This window comes from Methylobrevis pamukkalensis, assembly GCF_001720135.1.
GTDB classification, from domain to species: domain Bacteria; phylum Pseudomonadota; class Alphaproteobacteria; order Rhizobiales; family Pleomorphomonadaceae; genus Methylobrevis; species Methylobrevis pamukkalensis.
Genome location: NZ_MCRJ01000018.1, coordinates 24,781 through 45,688 on the forward strand (window position 1 = coordinate 24,781; position 20,908 = coordinate 45,688).

General features: G+C 68.9%; 18 protein-coding genes and 6 pseudogenes. 8 read left to right on the forward strand and 16 right to left on the reverse strand.

Going from position 1 to position 20,908, the window contains the following annotated elements:
• The first annotated feature begins 57 nt into the window (after positions 1-57).
• Positions 58-891 (forward strand): AraC family transcriptional regulator, encoded by an 834-nt coding sequence (locus A6302_RS04830; protein WP_069306101.1) that lies wholly within the window; start codon positions 58-60, stop codon positions 889-891.
• Here the strand turns inward: A6302_RS04830 and A6302_RS25625 are convergent.
• The 3 genes and pseudogenes from A6302_RS25625 to A6302_RS04840 form a co-directional block, all read right to left on the reverse strand.
• On the reverse strand, positions 884-1,156 hold the full coding sequence (locus A6302_RS25625; protein WP_342586214.1) for a peptidoglycan-binding domain-containing protein: 273 nt from the start codon (positions 1,154-1,156) through the stop codon (positions 884-886). The genes A6302_RS04830 and A6302_RS25625 overlap by 8 nt on opposite strands.
• Before the next feature lie 2 nt (positions 1,157-1,158).
• A pseudogene (locus A6302_RS04835) lies at positions 1,159-2,073 on the reverse strand (lytic murein transglycosylase); the annotation flags it as partial.
• 123 nt (positions 2,074-2,196) lie between these two features.
• Positions 2,197-2,724, reverse strand: coding sequence for an adenine phosphoribosyltransferase (locus tag A6302_RS04840; protein ID WP_069306113.1), 528 nt, complete (start codon positions 2,722-2,724; stop codon positions 2,197-2,199).
• A 220-nt stretch (positions 2,725-2,944) separates the two neighbouring features.
• On the opposite strand from A6302_RS04840, the gene A6302_RS04845 reads away from it, so the two are divergent.
• The gene (locus A6302_RS04845) at positions 2,945-4,117 is read left to right on the forward strand and encodes a sensor histidine kinase (protein ID WP_069306102.1); all 1,173 of its coding nucleotides are present in this window, start codon (positions 2,945-2,947) and stop codon (positions 4,115-4,117) included.
• 7 nt (positions 4,118-4,124) lie between these two features.
• Here the strand turns inward: A6302_RS04845 and A6302_RS04850 are convergent, their stop codons facing one another.
• From A6302_RS04850 to A6302_RS24125, 8 genes and pseudogenes are all read right to left on the reverse strand, one after another.
• Positions 4,125-5,003, reverse strand: a complete 879-nt coding sequence (locus A6302_RS04850) for an S-methyl-5'-thioadenosine phosphorylase (protein ID WP_069306103.1) — start codon at positions 5,001-5,003, stop codon at positions 4,125-4,127.
• Positions 5,004-5,158: 155 nt separating this feature from the next.
• Positions 5,159-6,040, reverse strand: coding sequence for a cytochrome c1 (locus tag A6302_RS04855; protein WP_069306104.1), 882 nt, complete (start codon positions 6,038-6,040; stop codon positions 5,159-5,161).
• Positions 6,041-6,064: 24 nt separating this feature from the next.
• A pseudogene (locus tag A6302_RS26040) lies at positions 6,065-7,334 on the reverse strand (cytochrome b).
• Between the two features lie 26 nt (positions 7,335-7,360).
• Positions 7,361-7,924, reverse strand: coding sequence for a ubiquinol-cytochrome c reductase iron-sulfur subunit (petA, locus tag A6302_RS04865; RefSeq protein WP_069306105.1), 564 nt, complete (start codon positions 7,922-7,924; stop codon positions 7,361-7,363).
• Positions 7,925-8,284: 360 nt separating this feature from the next.
• Entirely contained in the window at positions 8,285-10,162 is a 1,878-nt protein-coding gene (locus A6302_RS04870; RefSeq protein WP_069306106.1) for an ABC transporter ATP-binding protein, read from the reverse strand.
• Positions 10,163-10,217: 55 nt separating this feature from the next.
• Positions 10,218-12,067, reverse strand: a pseudogene (locus A6302_RS04875) (ABC transporter ATP-binding protein).
• Between the two features lie 416 nt (positions 12,068-12,483).
• Positions 12,484-12,567: a hypothetical protein gene (locus tag A6302_RS26045; protein WP_425349116.1), complete on the reverse strand. Its 84-nt coding sequence runs from the start codon at positions 12,565-12,567 to the stop codon at positions 12,484-12,486.
• Entirely contained in the window at positions 12,534-13,274 is a 741-nt protein-coding gene (locus A6302_RS24125) for a hypothetical protein (RefSeq protein ID WP_069306107.1), read from the reverse strand. The genes A6302_RS26045 and A6302_RS24125 overlap by 34 nt, the downstream gene beginning before the upstream one ends.
• A gap of 226 nt (positions 13,275-13,500) precedes the next feature.
• Between A6302_RS24125 and A6302_RS04885 the strand changes: the two are divergent.
• Positions 13,501-13,970: pseudogene (locus tag A6302_RS04885) on the forward strand (tRNA (cytidine(34)-2'-O)-methyltransferase).
• A 79-nt stretch (positions 13,971-14,049) separates the two neighbouring features.
• Positions 14,050-14,954 (forward strand): annotated as a pseudogene (gene hemF / locus A6302_RS04890) (oxygen-dependent coproporphyrinogen oxidase).
• Between the two features lie 118 nt (positions 14,955-15,072).
• Here hemF and A6302_RS04895 read toward each other — a convergent pair.
• The 5 genes from A6302_RS04895 to A6302_RS25640 form a co-directional block, all read right to left on the reverse strand.
• Positions 15,073-15,462, reverse strand: coding sequence for an I78 family peptidase inhibitor (locus A6302_RS04895; RefSeq protein ID WP_069306108.1), 390 nt, complete (start codon positions 15,460-15,462; stop codon positions 15,073-15,075).
• A gap of 372 nt (positions 15,463-15,834) precedes the next feature.
• Positions 15,835-16,857, reverse strand: coding sequence for a CCA tRNA nucleotidyltransferase (locus tag A6302_RS04900; protein WP_141703415.1), 1,023 nt, complete (start codon positions 16,855-16,857; stop codon positions 15,835-15,837).
• The gene (locus tag A6302_RS04905) at positions 16,857-17,510 is read right to left on the reverse strand and encodes a CoA pyrophosphatase (protein ID WP_083255526.1); all 654 of its coding nucleotides are present in this window, start codon (positions 17,508-17,510) and stop codon (positions 16,857-16,859) included. Before A6302_RS04905 ends, A6302_RS04900 begins: the two co-directional genes overlap by 1 nt.
• Positions 17,503-17,679 (reverse strand): DUF1285 family C-terminal domain-containing protein, encoded by a 177-nt coding sequence (locus A6302_RS25635; protein ID WP_342586216.1) that lies wholly within the window; start codon positions 17,677-17,679, stop codon positions 17,503-17,505. The genes A6302_RS04905 and A6302_RS25635 overlap by 8 nt, the downstream gene beginning before the upstream one ends.
• Positions 17,637-18,125: a DUF1285 domain-containing protein gene (locus A6302_RS25640; RefSeq protein WP_069306110.1), complete on the reverse strand. Its 489-nt coding sequence runs from the start codon at positions 18,123-18,125 to the stop codon at positions 17,637-17,639. The genes A6302_RS25635 and A6302_RS25640 overlap by 43 nt, the downstream gene beginning before the upstream one ends.
• Before the next feature lie 291 nt (positions 18,126-18,416).
• Here A6302_RS25640 and A6302_RS04915 point away from each other — a divergent pair.
• The 4 genes and pseudogenes from A6302_RS04915 to A6302_RS04925 form a co-directional block, all read left to right on the forward strand.
• Positions 18,417-19,423: pseudogene (locus A6302_RS04915) on the forward strand (AAA family ATPase).
• Between the two features lie 71 nt (positions 19,424-19,494).
• The gene (locus tag A6302_RS04920) at positions 19,495-20,166 is read left to right on the forward strand and encodes a DUF58 domain-containing protein (RefSeq protein ID WP_342586217.1); all 672 of its coding nucleotides are present in this window, start codon (positions 19,495-19,497) and stop codon (positions 20,164-20,166) included.
• Entirely contained in the window at positions 20,100-20,372 is a 273-nt protein-coding gene (locus tag A6302_RS25645) for a hypothetical protein (RefSeq protein WP_342586218.1), read from the forward strand. The genes A6302_RS04920 and A6302_RS25645 overlap by 67 nt, the downstream gene beginning before the upstream one ends.
• Positions 20,369-20,908 (forward strand): BatA domain-containing protein (locus A6302_RS04925; protein WP_210183261.1); only part of this gene is annotated, 540 nt, incomplete at its 3' end. The genes A6302_RS25645 and A6302_RS04925, both read left to right, overlap by 4 nt.

Genomic DNA, 20,908 nt, shown 5'->3' on the forward strand with positions numbered 1-20,908 from the left:
TTGCGATCTGCTTTCGGGGGAATATCGATTTTCATCGAGAATGGGTCACGAGAGCGCATGCGTGAACTGGTTCAGAACGACTCGCTGGGCGAGGTTGCCCGGCGCGAGGCATCGACGCGGCCGGTGATCGCCTGGATGAACCGCTATCCGGCGGGCCATGAGGTTCCGCTCCACCGTCATGGCCGCGGCCAGCTGCTCTGCGCCTTCCGCGGCATGGCGGTCGTCGCCGCCGAGGACGGTCGCTGGCTGGTGCCTGCCGGCCACGCGCTGTGGATCCCGGCGGGCGTGACCCATTCGCTGGAGGTGTTCACCGACTTCGAACTCGGATCGGCCTATCTGCGCCCCGAGGCGCTCGCCGCTCCGCCCCGGCCCGGGCGGGTGATGCGCACATCGCCGCTGCTCGGCGCCCTTCTGCCCGAGGCGACCGCCATGGCGCCCGACATCCTGCCGCACGAGACCGAGGCCGGGCATCGCGAGACGCTGATCATGGCGCTGATTCTCGCCGAGATCCCGCGGCTGGTGGAGGCGCCGCTCAGCCTGCCGCTGCCGCGCGAGCCGCGCCTCGCGGCGCTGTGCGCCCATTTCGCGGCCGCGCCCGACGCCCACGACACGATCGACCGCTGGGCGGCGTCGCTGGCGATGAGCCGGAGCACCTTCACCCGCGCCTTCCGCCGCGAGACGGGGCTGAGCTTCTCGGCCTGGCGGCGGCAGGCAAGCCTGCTGGCCGCCCTGCCACGTCTCGCCGCCGGCGAGAGCGTGACGGCGATCGCCCTCGATCTCGGCTATGACAGCGCCGCCGCCTTCACCACCATGTTCCGGCGGCTGCTGGGCGTGCCGCCTCGCGCCTACCGCGCCGAGGCCGCCGCCGCGGTGTCGGCGTTCGTCACCTGACGGCGGCGAGCAGTTCGCGTGTCGGCCAGGCGTCGGCCGGCAGCCCGGACTTCAGCTGCACCTCGCGGATCGCCGCCCGGGTGGCGCCGCCGATGATGCCGTCGACCTTTCCGACCGGATAGCCCATCTCCGCAAGCCGCGCCTGCAGGGCCTTGACGTCCTCCACCGGCAGCACCTCGCATCGCCGCGCTTCAGCTTCGGCGCCCCGGCCAGCAGGGTGGCGTAGTAGGCCGCCGTCGTCGAATAGACCAGCGACCGGTTCCATTCGAGATAGAGGTCGAAATTCGGATAGGCGAGGAAGGCCGGGCCGCTCCGGCCCATCGGCAGCACCAGCGACACCGGAATGTCGTCAGGGGCCAGATCCCGGTCGCGGGCGGTCACGCCCTTGTCCACGAAGAAGGACCGCGGATGCTTGCGCAGCACGTCGGCCTCCTCCCACGGGAAATCCGCCGGCACCGTCACCTCCTGCAGCCACGGCTCGCCGCGCCGCCAGCCGAGGTGGGAGATGTAGTTGGCCGAGGAGGCGAGCGCGTCGGCGGTGGAGCGGATCATGTCGATCCGGCCGTCGCCGTCGAAGTCGACGCCGAATTCGATGTATTTGGAGGGCAGGAACTGGGTCTGGCCGAGTTCGCCGGCCCAGGGGCCGCGCATCTCGACGAGTTCGAGGTCGCCCCGGTCGAGGAGCTTCAGCGCCGAGAGAAGCTCGGTGCGGAACATGTCCGGCCGGCGACAATCGAAGGCGAGCGTCGACAGCGAGGTGAGCGTCGGCAGGTCGCCGATGTTCGCGCCGAAGTCCGTCTCCAGCCCCCAGAAGGCGACCAGCACCGCGGCGGGAACGCCGAACTGCTCCTCGATCCGCGAGAACAGGCCGGCGTTGCCGGCAATCCGGCTGGCGCCGACGCTGAGCCGGTTCTTGGAGATCATCCGGTCGGAGAATTTCAGGAAGTCCTGGGAGAAGACGCCCTGCGCCCGGTCGCGCTTCACGACGCCCGGATCGAAGCGCAGGTCGGGAGCCGCGATCTGGAGCGTGGCCGCCGAAATCCCGGAGGCCGCCGCTTCCTGCCGCAGACCCTCACGCCAGGCGGAAAAGTCGCCGTGGCCGCAGTCGGCCTCGGCCGCGCCAATGCCCGCCGCGAGCATCACCATACTCCCGGCGAGACCACGAAATCCGAACTTGCCCATTCACAGACCCCGACCGCAGACAGCAGCGCCCGCGCGAGGCGAACGGCGGGATCCCGCGCCCGGCGCGCCCGCCCGGCCACCCAACATGCCGATTGCGGCCACAATGCGCCCCGTGCGCGCCGTTCAGTGACCTGAAAAGCTCACCAGCGTGCGAACCGGCACGCCGGCATCCCCGAGCCGGGCTGCCCCGCCAAGATCCGGCAGATCGATGATGAAACAGGCGGCGACAACCTCGCCCCCGAGCCGGCGGATCAGTTCGACCGCGCCAAGGGCCGTGCCGCCGGTGGCGATCAGGTCATCAACCAGAATCACCTTCTCGCCGGGCGCGATCGCGTCGCGGTGAATCTCGATCTCGTCGAGCCCGTATTCCAGCGAATAGGCGACGCTCACGGTATCGTGCGGCAGCTTGCCCTTCTTTCGGATCGGCACGAACCCCGCCGAAAGCTGATGGGCGACGGCGCCGCCGACAATGAAGCCGCGCGCCTCGATGCCCGCGACCTTGTCGATTTTCGAGCCCGCCCATGGCTGTACCAGTTCGTCGACGGCGCGGCGGAAGGCACGGGCATCGCCGAGAAGGGTGGTGATGTCGCGAAACATGATCCCGGGCTTCGGATGGTCCGGAATTGTACGTATTGCATCTGCAAGCTGCATCATGCCCCCTTTGTCCGCCGTCGCGTCTTTTGTTTCCGTCCAGACACATTCCACTGCCGGCGACGGCAGGGCAGCCTGATCGACGCGCCGCCCTGTCGTAGCCGTCCCGGCGATGCGCGGCAACAGCATCAGATTGCCCGTCATCCGACTGGACGCGGCATGCCAGCCAGTCCCTGCCGTGGGCGATCCCGCCGTCCGGTACCACCGACCGAGTCGCCCGATGACCGAGATCAGGCCACAGCGTCATTATCTGGAGGAAGAGCTCTACAAGCTCGTCCGGCAGGATGAGCGCATCTTCGGCTTCCTTCAGGACGGTTCGCTCGACGGGGTGTGGTACGCCGACCTTCTGGACGGCGACGCGGAATGGATGAGCCCCCGCTACAAGCACCTGCTCGGATATGCCGACGACGAGGTGGAGAACCGCAGCAGCTGGTGGAAGGAGCGGATGCACCCGGACGACCTGCGGGAGTCCGAGGAGAATTTCCGCCTGCATGTGCGCGATCCGGCGCACCCCTATGACCAGATCGTCCGCTTCCGCCACAAGAACGGGTCGACGGTCTGGGTCCGCTGCCGCGGCATCGTCATCCGCGACGACGAGGGCAAGCCGGTGCGGATGCTGGGCGCCCATACCGACGTGACCGACCTGAAGATGGCCGACGAGCTCGTGCGCGCCAATGCCGAGCTCACCGACCGGAACGAGGCGCTGCGCCGCTTCGCCGGCATCGTGTCCCACGACCTGCAGACGCCGATGCGCCACGTCAGCATCTACGCCGGTCTTCTGCGCGAGGAGCTCGGCGACAGCCTGAACGGGGCGGCGCGCGACTATCTGGAAGTGATCGAACGCGGCGCGCTGCAGATGCGGCGCATGGTCCAGAGCCTTCTGGAATATTCCCGGCTCGCCTACGCCACCGTCCGCGCCGAGCCGACGGCGCTGTCCGAGGTCGTCGCCGACGCGCTCGCCCTCCTCGACGTGCAGATCCGCGAGGCCGGCGCCACCATCACCGTCGGCGCGCTTCCCGAGGTCTACGGCGAGCGCACGCTGCTCGTGCGGCTGCTGCAGAACCTGATCGCCAATGCGGTCAAGTATCGCTCGGAGCGGCCGCTCGAGATCCGCATCGACGGGGTCGAGACCGAGGACGGCTTCCATCTGGCCATCACCGACAACGGCATCGGCATCGCGCCCGCCAACCGCGACATCATCTTCGAGATGTTCCGCCGGCTGCACCGCGACGAGAAGACCTACGAGGGCCTCGGCGTCGGCCTCGCCATCTCGCGCCAGATCGCCGAAAGCCACGGCGGCCGGATCTGGCTCGACACGACCCGGGAGGAGGGAAGCTGCTTCTGCGTCGCCCTGCCCCGCACCAAGGCCGAGTTCGAGGCCCGTCGCGCCTGAGCCGCCCTCAGTCCCGGTTCAGCACCCGGCCGGCAACCGCATCGAGCCTTGCGACCAGATCCGGATCGCGCGCGGCTTTGGCGGTGAGGATCGCGTGGTCGAGCGCGGTGTCGGACCCGACCGGGCATTGCGGATGCGTGCGGGGCATGTCGCGGGCAAGGCGGGCGACCAGCGCCTGGGCGCGGTCGCGATTCTCGTGCAGCACGCGGATGATCGAGGTGATGTCGACCGCGCCGTGGTCGGGATGCCAGCTGTCGTAGTCGGTGACCATGGCGACGGTGGCGTAGCAGATCTCGGCTTCGCGGGCGAGCTTGGCCTCCGGCATGTTGGTCATGCCGATCACGTCGCAGCCCCACTGACGGTAGAGCCGGCTCTCGGCGAGCGACGAGAACTGCGGGCCCTCCATCACCAGATAGGTGCCGCCGCGCACGGCCCTGATGCCTTCCGCCTTCGCCGCCGCTTCCACCGCATCCACCAGTAGCGGGCTGACCGGCTCGGCCATGGAGACATGGGCGACGCAGCCGGTGCCGAAGAAGCTCTTCGCGCGCGCAAAGGTCCGGTCGATGAACTGGTCGACGAGCACGAAGGTCCCCGGCGACAGGTCCTCGCGCAGCGAACCCACCGCCGAGACCGAGACGAGGTCGGTGACCCCCGCCCGCTTCATCGCGTCGATGTTGGCGCGGTAGTTGATCTCCGAGGGCGGCACGCGGTGGCCGCGGCCGTGGCGCGGCAGAAACACGACCTTCAGCCCGTCGACCTCGCCGATGCGAAGTGCGTCGGAGACCTGTCCCCACGGGCTTTCCACCGGCACCCAGGGAGCGTCTTCCAGCCCGGGCAGGTCGTAAAGCCCCGATCCGCCGATGATGCCGAGCACGGTCGTGGTCATGTCGCCTCCTTCATGGCCGGGAAATGTCGCCGGCGCGAAGCCGAGCGCTTGTGGATCCTCAATGACCTGAAATCCATGTGACCTTCATGACATGAAAAACCCCGCGTTCCGGAGGACCGCGGGGTTGATCGATGTCGTCATTGCCGCAAGCACCCTCAGTGGGCAGCTTCCCAGATGCGGCGCTTGGTGATGTAGAGCAGGCCCGCGAAGATCGCGAGGAAGATCATCACCTTGAAGCCCATCGACTTGCGTTCGACGAGGTGCGGCTCGGCAGCCCACATCAGGAAGGCCGCGACGTCGCGCGAATACTGGTCGACCGTCTGCGGCGTGCCGTCGGTGTATTCGACCTGGTCGTCGGAGATCGGCGGCGGCATCTTCAGCGACATGCCGGCGATGAAGTAGGGATTGTAGTAGGTGCCTTCCGGCACCTCCACCCCTTCCGGCGGCTCTTCATAGCCGGTCAGCAGCGCGTGGAGATAGTCGGCCCCCTGCTCCTGGTAGGGCAGGAACATGTCGAAGATGAACCACGGCAGACCGCGCTCGACGGCGCGCGACTTGGTGATCAGCGACAGGTCCGGCGGTACGGCGCCGCCGTTGGACGCGGCTGCGGCGAGATCGTTCGGATAGGGCGAAGGGATGAAGTCCTTCGGCTCGGCCGGACGCTGGAACATGTCGCCCGCTTCGTCCGGATCCGCGTTGGTGACTTCGTATTCCGCCGCAAGCGACTTGACCTGCGCCTCGCTGAAGCCCGGGCCATGCTCGGACCCCAGCGTGCGGAAGGCGACGCGGCTGAGGCCGTGGCAGGCCGAGCAGACCTCCCGGTAGACCTTGAAGCCGCGCTGCAGCTGGCCCTGGTCGTACTTGCCGAACACGCCGGCAAAGGTCCAGTCCACATATTCCGGCTTCTTGAGCGGATAGTGGACCGCGTGCGCCTCACCGCCTTCGGCGGCATGCTCTTCTTCGGCAGCCTGCGCCAGGCCGGCCGCACCGAGACCCAGTGCGGAGGCGACAGCGAGACGGATGATCGTCGATTTCATGAACTGGCCTTTCATCATCCGACCTCAACCATGGCTGCCGGCAGGAGCGACACCGACCTGCATCCCGGTCTTCTTCTGCTTTGCCAGGACGTCGTCGGCGATCGACAGCGGCAAGGGCTTTGGTGTCTCGACGAAGCCGAGCACCGGCAGGATGACCAGGAAGTGGATGAAGTAGTAGGCCGTCAGCAGCTGCGAGGCGACGACATAGCCGCCTTCCGCCGGGCGCGAGCCCAGCCAGCCGAGGGTCACCGCCACCGCCGCGAAGATCCAGAAGAAGATCTTGTAGAGCGGACGGTAGGTGGCCGAGCGGACCTTGGAGGTGTCGAGCCAGGGCAGGAACACCAGCACCGCGATCGAGGCGAACATCGCGATCACGCCGCCAAGCTTGTCCGGCACGCGCGCAGGATCGCATAGAACGGCAGGAAGTACCATTCGGGCACGATATGCGCCGGGGTCACCAGCGAGTTGGCCGGAATGTAGTTGTCCGGATGGCCGAGGAAGTTCGGCTGGAAGAACACGAACCAGGCGAAGAACAGGCAGAAGCAGGCGATGCCGAACAGGTCCTTCATCGTCGCGTAGGGCGTGAAGGGAACGGTGTCCTTGTCCGACTTGACCTCGATGCCCGCCGGATTGTTCTGGCCGACCACGTGCAGCGCCCAGATGTGCAGGATCACGACGCCCGCGATCATGAAGGGCAGCAGGTAGTGCAGCGAGAAGAAGCGGTTGAGCGTCGGGTTGTCGACGGCGAAGCCACCCCAGAGCCAGGTCACGATCGGCTCGCCGACGATCGGCAGCGCCGAGAACAGGTTCGTGATCACGGTGCGCCCCAGAAGCTCATCTGGCCCCAGGGAAGCACGTAGCCCATGAAGGCGGTGGCCATCATGAGGAGGAAGATCACCACGCGAGGATCCACAGGACCTCACGGGGTTCCTTGTAGGACCCGTAGTAGAGACCGCGGAAGATGTGGATGAACACCGCGACGAAAGAACATCGACGCGCCGTTGGCGTGCAGGTAGCGCAGCAGCCAGCCGTAGTTCACGTCGCGCATGATGCCTTCGACGGAGCTGAAGGCGAGGTCGACGTGTGCGGTGTAGTGCATCACCAGCACGACGCCGGTGACGATCTGGACCACCAGCATGAACGTCAGGATCGCGCCGAACGTCCAGAAATAGTTGAGATTGCGCGGTGTCGGATAAGAGACCGCAGTGTCGTGCAGGAGCCGGATGATGGGAAGGCGCCGCTCGAGCCACTTCTCCGCACCCGTCCTGGGCTCATAGGTCGAATGACCGGACATAGATGAAACCTCCTGACCCGTCGCGCTCAGCCGATCTTGATCCTCGTGTCAGACACGAAAGAGTAGACGGGGATGTGCAGATTTTCCGGCGCCGGACCTTTGCGGATGCGACCGGCCGTATCGTAATGGGACCCGTGGCAGGGGCAGAACCACCCGCCGAAGTCGCCCTGCTGGCCCAGCGGAATGCAGCCGAGATGGGTGCAGACGCTGACCATGACGATGAGGTTTTCCTTGCCGTCGACCGCGCGGTTCGCGTCCGTCGCCTCGCTGCCGTCGGGCAGGTTGGCGTTGCGCGAGGCGGTGTCGATCAGGTCGGACAGCGGAACGGCCTTGGCCGCCTCGATCTCCTGCTCCGTCCGGTTGCGGATGGTGACCGGCTTGCCGCGCCATTTGGCGGTCATCGACTGACCGGGTTCGATCGCGCTGACGTCAACCTCGATCGAGGCGAGCGCCAGCGTCGAGGCGTCCGGGTTCATCTGGTCGATGAAGGGCCAGATCGCCGCGGCAACGCCGACAGCGCCGACCGCACCGGTGGCCAGAAACAGAATATCGCGGCGCGTGGGTTCGGCCGTGTCGTGGGTCGCAGCCAATTGTGGCTCCTTTCGAACTCGATCCTGACGCCGTCCGGTCGCGAAGGGAGGCACGCGAGCGCCCGGCGCGGCGCGCGTCGTCCCCCGGAAGGGACGGCGGCACACACTGCTCTCTACATCAAAAACGGAGGAGACGGGGACTTCGGGCCCCTGCCCCCGCCGCTGAATCGGCGTTGTTCTTGCACCGTTTCGCCACCTTGTCCAGAGACGGGAGGCGGCAGCACACCGGCGCGCGGCTCACCTTAGGCGAAGAGATCGGCGGGCCACAATCTCCTCTTTGGCACAATTCGAAAGAAATCAGGGCGGTCGAAACAAAAGGGCGAGGCTGTTGCATTCATTCCTCGCTTTTCGCGAAAGGCGTTATTCCGCTGCGTATCGATCGGGGTGCTCGGCGGCCTCGCCGAGGAAGCCGCCGGTCTGCCGCGCCCACAGCCGGGCATAGAGTCCGCCCTGCGCCAGAAGCTCGTCATGGGTGCCGGATTCGGCGATTCTCCCGGCGTCCAGCACCACCAGCCGGTCCATGCGGGCAATCGTGGACAGGCGGTGGGCGATCGCGATCACCGTCTTGCCCTGCATGAGCGTTTCCAGACTCTGCTGGATCGCCGCCTCCACTTCGGAATCGAGGGCCGAGGTCGCCTCGTCGAGCACGAGGATCGGCGCGTTCTTCAAGAGCACCCGGGCGATGGCGATCCGCTGGCGCTGGCCGCCGGAGAGCTTCACGCCGCGCTCGCCGGTGTGCGCGTCATAACCCTTCCGGTCGCGGGCATCGGTGAGGTCGGCAATGAAGCCGTCGGCCTCGGCGTTGCGGGCCGCCTCGATCATCTCCGCGTCGCTGGCGTCCGGCCGGCCATACTTGATGTTGGCGCGGATCGAGCGGTGCAGCAGCGAGGTGTCCTGGGTGACGACGCCGATCGCCTCGCGCAGCGAGGTCTGCGCCACCTTCGACACATCCTGGCCGTCGATGGTGATCACCCCGCCCTCCACGTCGTGGAAACGCAGCAGCAGGCTGACCAGCGTCGACTTGCCGGCCCCCGACGGACCGACGAGGCCGATCTTCTCGCCGGGCCGCACGGTGAAGGTGGCGTCCTCCACCGCGCCGGACTCCCGGCCGTAGTGGAAGCGGACATGGTCGAAGCGGATCTCGCCGCCGGTGACGACCAGCGGCGGGGCATTGGCCGCATCCGTCACCTGATGCGGCACGACGATGGTCTCGAGCGTGTTGTCGAGCGTGCCGACCGCCTCGTAGAGATCCGACAGGTTGCCCATGGTCACCTGCGACATCGCATGGATGCGCGACAGCATGGCGACCGCGGCGGCGATCGCCCCCGCGGTGATGTCGCCCGACTGCCAGAGCCGCAGCGCGATCAGCGTGACGCCCGCCACCAGCGCGCCGTTGAGCAGCCAAAGCGTCAGCGACATGCCGGTGGTCAGGCGCAACTGCTCGTAGGAGCGATCGAGGCCGCTCTGCATCGCATCGAGAATGTAGTCGTCGTCGCGCGCCTGGCCGGAGAACAGCTTGACGGTCTGGTGGTTGGTATAGCTGTCGACGAGCCGGCCGCTGGTGATCGACGTCGCCTCGGCGAGCTTGCCGGCATTGTCGCGCTTCTTCGGCAGCACCCGGCGCAGGAACACCACATAGGCGCCGAGCCAGACGAGAACCGGCAGCACCAGCCACGGATCGCTCGCGGCGAGCAGGATGATCGCGCCGATCACGTAGATGACGACGTTCCAGATCTGGTCGGTGCAGAGCCGGATCAGCGTACGGAAGGCGTTGCCGGACTGGGCGACCTTGGCGGCGATGCGGCCGGCAAAGTCGTTCTGGAAATAGCCGACCGAATGGCGCGAGACATAGGCATGCAGCCGCCAGCGCACCATGGTGCCGACGCTCGCCCCGAAGGCCTGGTTGCGGAAGAGAAGCTGCATCAGCCCGACCAGCGGACGGGCGATCAGCAGCAGGATCACGTAGCCGGCGATCGTCCAGCCGTGGGTGGCCAGGAGATCGGCCCGGTTCTCGGGCACCAGCAGGTCGACGAGCTGGCCGAGATACCAGAAGATCACGATCTCGATGCCGGCCATCGCCGCCGAAAAGGCGGCAAGACCCAGCACCACCGGCCAGATCTCGACGAGAACCCCGAGCACGAAGCGCCACAGGCTGTGCCCGGGGCGGATGTCCGAGCGCCCCTTTGCCGGACGGAAGGGATCGATCAGGGCTTCGAAGGCGCGGAAGAGACGGATCATCAAGGTTATGTAGCACGCGACAACGGCGGGGACAGGGCGCAGGATGTCCTGCCTGCTATTCCGCCGCCGCACTTTCCTCGTTGTCCGTGACGAAGCCGCCGGTCTGACGGGCCCAGAGGCGGGCGTAGAGGCCGCCGCGGGCCAGAAGCTCGTCGTGGGTGCCGGTCTCGACGATGCGGCCCTTGTCCATGATCACCAGCCGGTCCATCCGGGCGATGGTCGACAGGCGGTGGGCGATGGCGATCACCGTCTTGCCCTCCATCAGCGTCTCCAGACTCTGCTGGATCGCCGCCTCCACCTCCGAATCGAGCGCCGACGTTGCCTCGTCGAGGACGAGGATCGGTGCGTTCTTCAAGAGCACCCGTGCGATGGCGATCCGCTGGCGCTGGCCGCCGGACAGCTTCACGCCGCGCTCGCCGGTGTGGGCGTCGAAGCCCTGCCGGCGCGCGCATCGACGAGGTCGGGAATGAAGGCATCGGCCTCGGCCAGGCGGGCGGCCTCGGCCATCTCCTCGTCGCTGGCGCCCGGCCGGCCATACTTGATGTTGGCGCGGATCGAGCGGTGCAGCAGCGAGGTGTCCTGCGTCACCACCGCGATCGCCTCGCGCAGGGTCTCCTGCTGCACGGTGGCGATGTCCTGCCCGTCGATCAGGATGCGGCCGCCTTCGAGGTCGTAGAAGCGCAGCAGCAGGTTGACGAGCGTCGACTTGCCGGCCCCCGACGGACCGACGAGGCCGATCTTCTCGCCGGGCCGCACCACCAGCGAGACGTCCTCCACCGCGCCCTTGTCGCGGCCATAGTGGAAGCGGACATTCTCGAAGCGGATCTCGCTGCCGGCAATCGCCAGCGGCGGCGCGTCCGGGACGTCCACCACCTGATGCGGCCGCGAAATCGTCAGGATGCCATCCTGCACCGTGCCGACATTCTCGAAGATGCCGGTGATCTCCCACATGATCCAGCCGGACATGTTGACGACGCGGATGACGAGGCCGGCGGCGAGCGCGATGGCGCCGACGCTGATCGCGCCCGCGCTCCACAGCCACACCGCCATCACGCCGACGGCGAGCAGCAGCGCCGAGTTCATCAGGTTGACCGTGATCGTCATCTTCGAGATGGCGCGCATCTGGTCGTGGAACACCGACGTGTGCTCGGCCAGCGCATCGCGGGCGTAGCCGTCCTCGCGGTCGGTATGGGCGAACAGCTTGACCGTGGGCATGTTGGTGTAGCTGTCGACGATCCGGCCGGACAGCATCGAGCGCGCCTCGGACATTTCCGCCGACTTGCGCGCGACGCGGGGCACGAAATAGACCAGCGCGCCGACATAGGCCGCCACCCAGATCATGAGCGGCAGGGCCAGCCGCAGGTCGGCCTCCAGGAACAGCACCACCGCGCTGATCGTGTAGATCATGACGAACCACACCGCGTCGGCCGCCTCGGTCAGCGAACCACGGAGCGCGGGGCCGGTCTGGATGATGCGGTTGGCAACCCGGCCGGCAAAGTCGTTGGCAAAGAAGGCGATCGACTGGCGCAGCACCCAGCGGTGGTTCTGCCAGCGGATCAGGTTGGTGAAGCCGGGGGCGATCGCCTGATGGCGCATCAGGTCGTGGAACAGGCTCGCCAGCGGCCGGGCAACGATCACCACCGCCGCCATCCACAGGAAGTCGTCGCCGTGGTCGGTCCACAGCTGCTCGGGCGTCGTGGTCTTGAGGATGTCGACGATCTCGCCGATGTAGCGGAACAGCGACACCTCGATCAGTGCCACGATCAGGCCCGAGACCATCAGCGCGACATAGACCGGCCAGACCTGGCGCAGGAACGACCAGTAGAAGGCGAGCAGCCCCTCGGGCGGGCGTTGCGTCTCGTAGTCCCGGAAGGGATCGATGAGACTTTCGAACCAGCGAAACATCATGACCTGTCCTGGAGCGGGCCTCTGTCGGCCTCACGCTCCGGCTTGCTGTCGGGCTCGCGGTGGCACCCGTGACGGCCGGGCTGTTGCCCCGGCACCGCGACGTTCGAGATTGGATCGAGGGGCGGGAACCCCGGTTTGGCCACGCTCCGTCCACCGGACGGACCGCTTCACCTCACAGGGCGCCCGGAGTCCCGCGCGCCTCACCCCTGCCTGCGAAAGTCGTTCTTGTTGCGGCAAAACGCCGACCCGCCCTGCGTCAGCCGGCAATCGACTGGCGGCGGGGCGCTGTTCATAATGCGATCGCAAACGCCTGACCAGCCTTGCTGCGGAAAAGATCCGGCCGGTCCTGTGCTATCCGCCCGGCACCGCGATGCGGGATACCGGGCGGCGGTCCAGCAGATGTCCGCCCAGCCTCAGCCGCATTCGACGCCGGTGATCCGGCGGTCCGGTCCGACGATGATGTTCAGCCGGTTGCTCTTGAAATTGTTCTGGTCGATCTCGCCGGGCTTGACGATCCGCACCTCGCCGCGCCCGAGGCCTGCTGCGCCTCGATGATCACGCTCTGGGAATTGGGCTTGCCGACCACGCCGCCGGCCTTGCCGCGCCGCAGCTTCCCGCGCGCTTGGGCGGCGCCGATCCGGCGTCCGGCTGGCCGGTCTGGCCCCGGCCGGGCCGTTCCGGATCCTGTCCGCCGCGATCGGGCCTGTTCGCGTCCGGACCACCCGGGCCGGTCGGCGCCGGGCCGATCGGCGCACGGGGCGACATCGCGCTCCCGGCGGTCGACGGGCGGCGTGCCGTCGCGCCAGGGTTCCTGGGGCGGGCGCTGGAAGGTGCCGGCGGCGGGCGGCGGATAGCCGTAGGGCGAGAAGGTGCCGGCCGGCGGCGCGGCGGCCTGTCGGCGACGCTCCTCGCGCAGCCGCTCCTGCTCGGCGCGGGCATAGACCTCCTGCCGGGCCGCCTCCTCGCGCCGGCGCTGGGCCTCAAAGCGCGGGTCACCGTAACGGGGATCGCCATAGCGCGGGTCGCCGTAGACCGGAGCCGGCGCGCCGTAGACAATGGCCGGGCTGCCGTAGACGACCGGCGCGCGGCCGCGCGCCTGCGGGCTGCCCATCTCCGGCACCGGAGCCGGAGGCGGCGGCGGCGCGCCATAGTCCGAATAGCCCGTGCCGACGCAACCGGCCACCATGGCGCCCGCCAGCGCCACGAAGCTGACCCGTCCCCATCGCCCACGTCCTGCTCCGCTCGATTGCGTCCGCATACTCGTCACTCCCTGCGGGACCGTCTCCGCCAGCACGACCCTGGCCCCTGGTCATGCCAACGGTTCCCGATGTTTCCGGGTTCCGACATGAACCGAAGCTTAACGAGTGTGGCGAGCGGTTGCACCAGCGGAATCCTGCAAGACCCTGGCCTCGCCGTGTATATGTGCGCCGATGCTGCACCTTGCCCTCTACCAGCCCGACATTCCCCAGAACACCGGCACGCTGCTCCGCCTCGGCGCCTGCCTCGGCGTGCGGGTCCACATCATCGAACCCGCCGGCTTCGACGCCTCCGACCGCACCCTGCGCGCGCGGGCCTCGATTATCTTCCCTTCGTCGATCTCGTTCGCCACGACGACTGGGCGGCCTTCCTTGGCCATTGCCGCGGCGAGGGCCGCCGCATCGTGCTGGCGACGACGAAATCGGCCGAGGCCTACACCGGGTTCACCTTCCGCGACGACGACGTGATCCTGCTTGGCCGCGAGAGCGCCGGCGTGCCGGACCATGTCCACGCAGCCGCCGACGCCCGGGTCACCATCCCCATGCGGCCGGGCCTGCGCTCGATCAATGTCGCGGTCGCCGGCGCGATGATCCTCGGCGAGGCGCTGCGCCAGACCGGCGGCTTTTCCGCGGGCGACGCGTGACGGGCAGCCCATGCCGATTCCCGGCCGGCGCCGATTGGTCTAAGCAAGGCGCCGACATGAGCACGCGAGCGAGGCCGAGATGACGGACACCAAGGAATTCCACGCCCCCCTGCCCGAGGATCTGGAGGGCAAGAAGGTCCGCGCCGCCGCGTGGTTCGCCGAACTGCGCGACCGGATCTGTGCCGCCTTCGAGGATCTGGAGGACCGGCTTGCCGGATCGGACGACGCCCCCGGCCGCTTCGAGCGCACGCCGTGGCAGCGCGCCGACCATTCCGGGGCGCCCGGCGGCGGCGGCGTGATGTCGATGATGAAGGGCCGCGTCTTCGAGAAGGTCGGCGTCCACGTCTCCACCGTCCACGGCGAATTTGCGCCCGAGTTCCGCGGCCAGATTCCGGGCGCGTCGGAAGACCCGCGCTTCTGGGCCGGCGGCATCTCGCTGATCGCCCACCTGTGGAATCCCAACGTGCCGGCCGTGCACATGAACACGCGGATGGTGGTCACCTCGCGGCAGTGGTTCGGCGGCGGCGCCGACCTGACCCCCGTGCTCGACCGTCGCCGCACCCAGGAAGATCCGGACACGATCGCCTTCCACGGCGCGATGCAGGCCGCCTGCGAGGGCCACGCCCCGGCGGACTACCCCCGCTTCAAGGCCTGGTGCGACGAGTATTTCTATCTGAAGCACCGGGCCGAGACGCGCGGCGTCGGCGGCATCTTCTACGACTATCTGAACTCGGGCGACTGGGAGGCCGATTTCGCCCTGACCCAGAGCGTCGGGCTCGGCTTCCTGGACATCTACCCGACGCTGGTCGCCGCCAACATGGCGACCCCGTGGACGGAGGCCGACCGCGAGGAACAGCTGGTGCGGCGCGGCCGCTACGTGGAGTTCAACCTGCTCTACGACCGGGGCACGATCTTCGGCCTGAAGACCGGCGCAACATCGCCTCGATCCTGTCGTCGATGCCGCCGGTTGCAAAATGGCCGTGACGAAAAACATGAAGGGCGGGAGGGTTTCCCCTTCCCGCCCAGCATGTTGACGACAGATCCGGATTCGCTTTTCGAGACACCGGACTCAACTTGCGAGCCGGCTTCTGCCGTGAACGGCTTAGCCGCAGGACAGGTTGCGGATGCGGTCGCGGTTGTTGACCTCGATGTTCAGGCGGTCGGCGCGGTAGTCGCGGGTGGTGAACTCACCTGGACGGATGACGCGGACGGTGCGGGCACCAGAGGCGTTCTGGGCATCGCGGACCACACGGCCGACTGCGCGCTCGCCGATGACGAAGCGGGCATTGCGGGCATCACACCGGCCACGCGGCGGGCGCACGACGATCGGCGACGGGTCGCGCGGCGGACGCACGATGATCGGACCGCGGTCCGGCTGCGGGCGTATCACGACCGGCCTCGGGCCCTGTTCGGGCGGAACGTAGACGGAGGTGTTGCAGCCCGCGAGCAGCAGGCTGCCACCGAGCAGCAGCATGACGGCTTTGATATTCATGTGACCCGTTTCCTTATCCCTCACCCGGCCGCGCCACCCGTTCGGAAGCGCGCACACGCCGCGTGCGCATCATCTAACGCCGAGGACGGCGTATCGATCCAGAAATATCATGCAGGATGAACGGAAGCTGAATTCTCCTGCAATACCGTCGTCTGGTGGCGACCTCATCTCACGGCGCTTCCGCTGCCGGAATCTCCGGAAGAACTTCAAAATCCGAAGAAACCCATTGATCTTCCAAGGACTTGAAGACACGTCCCAGATCCGGCCCCGGACGATGCCCTGCGGCGATCAGGGCCGCTCCGTCGATCGGAAACCGCGGCAACGGCCATGAGCCTGCCAGGGCAAGAAGGTCCGGGTCGGGATTCGCCCCGCTCACCGCCGCCGCCAGATCGAGCCCGGCGAGAACCCCCTCGCGGCCGTGCCGGTAGATCGCCGCGCGCAGGACTTTCGGCATGGGGCGGGGACCGAGCCGACGGGCAAGACGGGACGCTGCGGCGATCGCCGTCTCCTGCGCCCGCGACAGCCGCAGGCAGCGGGCAAGCCGCGGGGCATCCTCCTCGGTGAAGGTGCAAAGCGCCGCAAGCGCCGTCGTCGCACGGACCTCGCCGCCCGCCTCCCGTGCGAAGACCAGCAGGCGGCCGAGCACCTCGGCCGGCCGACCCCGGCGATCACGGGACCGAGCAGCCCAGCCTCCTGCATCACGGCCGCGATCGCGCCGGCGCGGCGCCCGGTGACGAGCTTCAGCATCTCCTGGCCGATCCGCTCGCGCGAGAGGATGTCGAGGCCGCGCCGGGCGCGGATCGACGCCGCCAGCCCCTCCGCATCGGGTTCGCCGCTGCCGTAGACCGCGTGGAAGCGGAAGAAGCGCAGGATGCGCAGATAGTCCTCGGCAATCCGCGCCGCCGGATCGCCGATGAAACGGACCCGCCCGGCGAGCGCATCCGCGATGCCGCCGCAGGGATCGAACAGCGTCCCGTCGCGGTCGGCATAGATCGCGTTCATGGTGAAGTCGCGCCGCCCGGCGTCGGCCGCCCAGTCGTCGGTGAAGGCGACGGTCGCCCGCCGCCCGTCGGTGGCGATGTCCGCGCGCAGCGTCGTCACCTCGAAGGCGCAGCCGGCGACGACGACCGTGACCGTGCCATGGTCGAGGCCGGTCGGATGGACGGCAAGACCGGCGGCGCGGGCGCGCTGCATCACGGTTTCAGGGGCGGCGTCGGTGGCGAGATCCACATCGGCCACAGCCACGCCGATCAGCGTGTTGCGCACCGCCCCGCCGACCGCGCGCAGCCGCGTGCCCGGGGTCTCGACCACGTCGAACAGCCGTTGCAACGCCGGATCAGCGAGGAAGGCCGCACCGGCGATGCTGCGCGGCGGGATCTGCGCTTCGCCCGGCATCAGGCAAAGACCTGCTCGTAGAACAGCCGGACGATGCCGGCCGTCACACCCCAGATCCGCCGCTCCTCATAGGGCATGGCGTAGACCCTGCGCGTCAGGCCCTTGTACTCGCGCATCTCGAACAGGTGGTTGTCCGGCGCCATCAGGAAGCCGAGCGGCACCTCGAACACGTCGGCCACCTCGTCCGGATTGGGCTGCAACGGTGGATCCGGCTGGACGAGGCCGACCACCGGCACGATCTCGTAGCCGGAGTTGGAGATGTAGCTGTCGAGCTGGCCGAGCGGCTCGACCAGTCGGCGGTCGAGGCCGATCTCTTCTTCCGCCTCGCGCAGGGCCGCGACCAGCGGGCCGCCGTCTTCCGGGTCGATCTTGCCGCCGGGAAAGGCGATCTGGCCCGCGTGGGCGCGCATGTGGTCGTTGCGCCGGGTGAAGATCACCGTGGTGCCGCTCTCGCGCAGCACCAGCGGGATCAGCACCGCCGCCGGCCGCAGCGTCAGCCCCTCGATCATCGACGCGAGCGAGGGCTCGGTGACATGGTCGCCCCAGAGGCTGCGCCGCACGGCGGTGACGCCCTCGACCGGATGCATGCGCCCGATCCGCGAGCGGAGATCCGCCTCGTCGAACCCCATTGCCGAGGCTGGCCGGTCATGCATCGCCCGCCTCCTCCTCTCCCACCTCTTCATGGCCGCCGAGCAGGTGGAAAGTGCCCCCGGCCCAGACGCCGGCGACCCCGTCCTCCTCTTCGACGAGCGCGGCAAGGTCATAGGCGAGCGCGCGGGTCAGCCGGGCGTCCAGCCCACGCCGCACGTGGACATAGGGCACGAAGGCTCGCCCCTCGCGGCCCGAAGGCGATGCTCCGGCCCGGCCTCGACCACGTCGCCGAGATTGGTGCGCAGCACGATCCGCTGCCCGGCGCCCGTCCCGGAGACATGCATCTCGACCCCAAGGAACGGCACGTCGTCGACGGCGATTTCCAGCTTCTCGGCCGGGGTGACCAGCAGGTAGCGGTCGCCCTCGCGCATCAGCACGGTGGAAAAGAGCCGCACCAGCGCCTCGCGGCCGATCGGCGAACCCATGTAGTGCCAGCCGCCGTTGGCATCGATCCGCATGTCGATCGCGCCGCATTCGGGCGGGGTCCAGCGCTCGACCGGAGCAAGGCGCTCGTGGCCGGGCGCCGCCCGCGACAGCAGCGCCGCAAGGCCGGCCAGCCGGTCGTCGTCCTCGCCGGATTTGCTCGCCGCGTCGTCTGCCTGCGTCCTCGCCGTCATCGCCCTTCGCTCTCCCGTGGCTCGCGACACGCGGCCCTCCGCGCGGCCGGTCCCAAAGTCGCCCCATTGCCCCTGTCCGATGGCCTCGACATGTCGCCGGGACGCTGGACGGCGGCCGCATCAACTCTATGTGCATTTCTTGTCGCACGTCGCGCTGACAGGATGCGCCGAGGGGGCGAAGATGTCAGACTGGTCCGGCGAACGCCATGGGGCATGCGGGAAGAGCACCTTCGACGCAAGCCGGCGCGCGGCGCGGCCGCTGGCGGAACCGGCAGAGGAGAAAGCACGGTCATGAGCGCACCTGTCACTGGTCTGCCCGTCGACGAACAGGCGATCCTCGCCGAGGCCGAGGCCGCCACCGGCCGGATCATCGCCGCCCGCGAGGCGATTGCGCGCATCATCTTCGGCCAGGAACAGGTGGTCGAGCGCACGCTGGTGACGATCCTGTCCGGCGGACACGGGCTTCTGGTCGGCGTGCCCGCCTTGCCAAGACCCGCCTCGTGGAAACCCTGGGCACCGTGCTCGGCCTGTCCGAGCGCCGCGTCCAGTTCACGCCCGACCTGATGCCCTCCGACATTCTCGGCTCCGAGGTGATGGAGCAGGCGCCGGACGGCTCGCGCGCCTTCCGCTTCATCCGCGGCCCGGTGTTCGCCCAGCTGCTGATGGCCGACGAGATCAACCGCGCCAGCCCGCGCACCCAGTCGGCGCTGCTGCAGGCGATGCAGGAGCGCCACGTCACCGTCGCCGGCCAGCGCCACGACCTGCCCGCACCCTTCCATGTGCTCGCGACCCAGAACCCGCTGGAGCAGGAAGGCACCTATCCCCTGCCCGAAGCCCAGCTCGACCGCTTCCTGATGCAGATCGACGTCCACTATCCGGACCGCGAGTCGGAGCGGAAGATCCTGCTGGAGACCACCGGCATGACCGAGGCCAAGCCCCAGAAGGTGCTGGACGGCGGCGAGATCATGAAGCTGCAGAAGCTCGTGCGCCGGGTGCCCGTCGGCGCCTCGGTGGTGGAGGCGATCCTCGATCTCGTCCGCTCCGCCCGCCCCGGCGGCACCACCGGCCGCTATGCCGATTCGATCGCCTGGGGCCCCGGCCCGCGCGCCAGTCAGTCGCTGATGCTCACCGTCCGCGCCCGGGCGCTGGCCCAGGGCCGGCTCTCACCCTCGGTCGACGACGTCAAGGCGCTGGCCGAGCCCGTCCTGCAGCACCGCATGGCGCTCACCTTCGCCGCCCGCGCCGACGGCATCACCATCCGCGACGTGATCGCCGAGCTCGCCGGAGGCATCGGATAGCATCGATGGCCACCCGCCCGACGTCCGCAGCGACCGCGTCCACGACGACCACTCCGCTTCTCCGTCCTGCGATGACGGCCGATGCCCGGGCCCTGGCGGCGGCGCTGCCCGACCTGCTGGTCGAGGCGCGGCAGGTGGCCAACACGGTCGCTTCCGGCTGGCACGGCCGGCGCCGGGCCGGCGTCGGCGAGGACTTCTGGCAGTTCCGCCCGTTCCATTTCGGCGAACCCGCCCGGCGCATCGACTGGCGTCGCTCCGCCCGTGACGAACACCTCTATGTTCGCGAGCGCGAGCTCGAGACTGCCCACACCGTCTGGCTGTGGGGCGACCTGTCCGCCTCCATGCGCTTCCGCTCGGGCCGCAACGGCGCCACCAAGCGCGACCGCGCCGTGATCCTGCTGATTGCGCTCGCCGAACTGCTGGCCCGTTCCGGCGAACGGGTCGGCCTGCTCGGCCATGGCCGCGCCATCTCGAGCCGCGACGCCGCCGAACGGCTGGCCCTGACGCTGTCCCATGTGGACGAGGAGACGGTCCGGCCGGCGAGCGACGCCGTCCGTCGCTTCAACGAGGTGGTGCTGTTCGGCGACTTCCTCGAAGGCGCGACGAGGTGGCGGCGGATCTCGCCCGCCTCGCCGGCACCGGCGCGCGGGTGCATCTCGTCCAGGTGCTCGATCCCGTGGAGGAGACCTTCCCCTTCGACGGCCGCACCGAATTCCGCGATCCGGAGACCGGCGCGCGGCTGACCGCCGGCCGCGCCGAGGCCTGGCGCGAGGCCTATCTCGCCGAACTTGCCGCCCTGCGCGACCGGTTGCGGCTGGAATGCCGCCGGCCCGGCTGGAGCTTCCTCGCCCATCACACCAGCCGCCCGCCGACCGAGGTGCTGCTGGCGCTGCATGCCCGCCTTGCCGCCATGGCGCCGCACGCCGGCGTGGCCGGAGGTGCCTCATGAGCGGATTTCCCCTCGCCTTCGCCGCGCCCTGGGCCCTGGTCGGCCTGCTGGCCCTGCCGGTGCTGTGGTGGCTGCTGCGGGTGACGCCGCCGCGCCCGAAGTCCGTGACCTTCCCGCCGCTGCGCCTGCTGCTCGGCCTGCGCGTCGACGACGAGACCCCCTCGCGCACGCCGTGGTGGCTGACCGCGCTGCGGCTGGCGCTCGCCGCCTTCCTGATCTTTGCGCTCTCCGGCCCGACCTGGCGACCGGAGGGTGCGGTCGTGTCCGGCGACGGCCCGTTGTGGGTGCTGGTCGACAACGGCTGGTCCTCCGCCCCGGACTGGGAACTGCGCCAGCGCACCGCCCGCGCGGTGCTGGCCGATGCCGGCGACGGCGACCGGCCGGTCGTGCTGATCGCCACGGCCGACGGCCCGTCGCAGGATCTCGCGCTCGGCACGCCGCAGACGGCGTTGCAGCGGCTCGCCGCCCTCACGCCCCGCGGCTGGATGCCGGATCGCGCTGCCCTGCTGACGCCGCTGGCGGAGGCCGCCGCCGCG